This is a genomic window from Ruminococcus callidus ATCC 27760 (assembly GCF_000468015.1).
GTDB classification, from domain to species: domain Bacteria; phylum Bacillota; class Clostridia; order Oscillospirales; family Ruminococcaceae; genus Ruminococcus_C; species Ruminococcus_C callidus.
This window is the reverse complement of the sequence record NZ_KI260433.1, coordinates 11,360-14,370: the sequence shown is the minus strand read 5'-3', so window position 1 is coordinate 14,370 and position 3,011 is coordinate 11,360. Positions and strand designations below refer to the sequence as shown.

The window sequence follows — 3,011 nt, the reverse complement described above, 5'->3', positions numbered from 1 at the left end:
CGCCAGACGCTCTTTGTGCGGTATTGCCCCTATTCGGCAGCTTTCCAATACTCCAGACCATTTTCAAAACTGTAGTGCAATTGGAATCCCATCAGTTCCCCGTTCATTTCCTCATCGAGAAACAAAACAAGCTGACCCTTGAGCCAATGAGAATTCTGCCAATTTTCCACATAGGGAAGACACTGCTTTTCCAGTTCGTGAATCGTCCGGTCGATGCTCCACTTCTGGCTGAACACTGTCGGCAGCCGCAGCTTCTGCTCTGCAATTTCTCGACACTCTGCCTCGTCCGGAAACGCCTCTGTTTTCCTGCCGCCATGCTGATTGGGCAAGAAGCAAATGCTGCCGTCTTTCATACGCCGCATCAGCAGCACTTCTATGGAAGAAATCCCGTCCCGAACAGCTGCCTCCACTTCACATTCATTTTTATCTTCTATATCGCGGGACAACAGCCGGTGTATATCTTTTCCCGTAGGTTTTCCGATCCGGAAACAGCGTGCACGCCGTTTTTGGATTTCCTGTTGATTATGATATGTCTGATACATCGCATCGTCCTCGGAAAACGTATAGACTGCCTGCACAAGGGGCGATATATCGTCCGGAAGCACAATGCTTTCAGGCAGGTTTTCCTCTGTTCGATGCAGCAGGAAATCGCCGTATATCTTTTTAGACGCGGTATTTTCCCCATGCAGTTCGTCCATGATGACATAGCAGACCGGAGTTTTCACAACTTCCGGTCTTTGTTCCCGAAAGGCATGCCGGTGCAGTCTGCCGATTCTCTGCAAAAGCAAGTCCATAGGGCAAATGTCCGTGATCAGCAAATCGAAGTCAATGTCCAGCGACTGCTCCAAGACCTGTGTCCCGACCACAACGGTTCCGCGACGAACCTCTGCACTGCTGTCTTTCCCAACAGTTTTCAAAAGAGCCTGCTCTTTTAATGTTCTGTCGGGGAATATAAACTGTGCATGATACAAAAGCACTTTTGCATGGGTCTGATTTCGTATTTCTTCCGCAAAAGTCTGTGCACGTTTCACTGTATTCACGATCACGCCAACGCAGCCGCCATGCTCTACAACATTCTGAACCACTGCCAGAACAGCATCTTCTGTACATGGGTGCATCTGAACATGCGTATGTGCTCCCTGATACGTCAATCTTTTTTGCCGGATCTCAGTTCCGTCCGTCCACGTCAGAAGCGGATACCCCATTTCGTTTTCAAAGGCCTTTTCGGATTCTCTGATTCCGAGGTATGCACGAACCAGCGACATTCTCCGGCTTGCCGGAAGCGTCGCGGACAGCAGGATCACAGGCGTTTTATAGTACCCCAGCCATTGGAGAGCCATTTCCAGATATTCGTTCATGTACGCATCATATGCATGCACTTCATCGATCACGACTACTTTTTCAGACAAGCCCACGTGCAAAAGCATCACATGCTTTCGCTTCAATGCCATCATCAGCATCTGATCCACCGTTGCAACGACAAAGTCGGCAAGACAGGCTTTCTTGTTATCGCAGAACCAGCTGTGCACGATCAGTCCGCTGTCCGTTTCCTGTTCCGGTATCCCTCTCTGAATTTTCTGAAAACAGGTATTCAAAGCGGAACTGCCATGTTTCAGCTGAATGGAATGGTAGAAATTCTGGGACTGCTTTTCGCCCCACTGCATCATGCGGGGAAAAATGCCGTTCGCAGTTGCCTGTGTCGGCAGCCCGAAAAACATACCGTTTTTCCGGCATTTCGCAGCGAGGATTTCTGTTCCGGCAAGGGCAGCCTCCGTCTTTCCGCACCCCATGGGAGCCTCAAGAATACAGATTCCCGGTGACTCTATGTTCTTTATCACGTTCAGAAACTCTGTCTGCACCAGACGCGGTGCAAACGAAAAGTTTTTGCGAAACGCCGCATCGGAATAGTCCAATCGTGCAGACTTCCACATTTCGGGGAATTGGATCGTTTCCCATGCATCAGCGATTCTTTCCGGATTTTCAGGAATGTCCTCGTCCGTGGGAATCAGCGGGAAATAATCTGTGTTGCTCGCGATCCAGTCCGCCATGATCAGCAGACCGGACAACAGCATCTGTGCCGGTTTCGTCAGTACCGGAAGCTCCTGTACCGAATCGATCCGGGCAATTTGCAACGCCCTTTGTAAAATGTGATTCCAGGTTTCGGTAAGCAGAGATACATTTCCCTCTGCATAGCCATAGTAATTCTCGTAGAATTTGATATTTCTTCGCGGCTGCATCAGATTCTTCTGTATGTGCTCTGACGGCATGCCATGATGTGCTCCTGCAACAGCGGCGACACTTTCAGGGCACCCCAGCGTGACCAGAATTTCTTCCCCTGCCTGTGCATGGGGGATCACGTTGATTTTATCCTTTTCATAGCTTTCAGGAAATTGCAGCTGAAAATGCTCCAGACGGCTCCGCATCTCCGGAAGATTTCTGCTGATCTTATATTGGAACACAAGCATTGCCTTTCCAATGTCGTGCACATATGCCAAAAAAACTGCTGTTTTTTCAAACGCCTCCGGAGAGAGGGCACAGGATTCCGGAAAAGACGGCGGAATCATATCCCGAATCATACATTGCATGATCCCGGCCGTATCTTCCAGATGCACCGCCAGCGGGAGCCACTCCGATGCAGTCTTTCCCGTTTTGGCAATCAAAATTCGTGACATATCCATTTGTCTGTCACCTCCCTGCAATCCTGTATTTTACTGTTGTTCTTTATTATACAACATTTCGTTCGACTTGTCAACATCTAAATTTCTTACATTCGACAAGATTCGACAAAATCCAACACGCTTTTCGAAATTTTCCGATGCCATGCATTCCTTTGGAAAACGCTGTGTAAAGCTTTGTGCGGTATTGCCTTTATGCTTTGATTATACAACTCCAGTTTTTCAAAATGGATAGAACTAAAAAAGTTTGAAAAAAATTAAAAGTATGCATAAAATCAGTCTGACAGCTTTGCAGGCGATCAGCTAAGGCAATACCGCACAAAGATTGTGCGACAG

1 protein-coding gene is annotated in these 3,011 nt (G+C 48.1%); it reads right to left on the bottom strand.

The features are described 5' to 3' along the window. Nucleotides 1–29: 29 nt before the first annotated feature. On the bottom strand, nt 30–2,678 hold the full coding sequence (locus tag RUMCAL_RS09760) for a CRISPR-associated helicase/endonuclease Cas3 (protein ID WP_021682640.1): 2,649 nt from the start codon (nt 2,676–2,678) through the stop codon (nt 30–32). Nucleotides 2,679–3,011 lie beyond the last annotated feature (333 nt).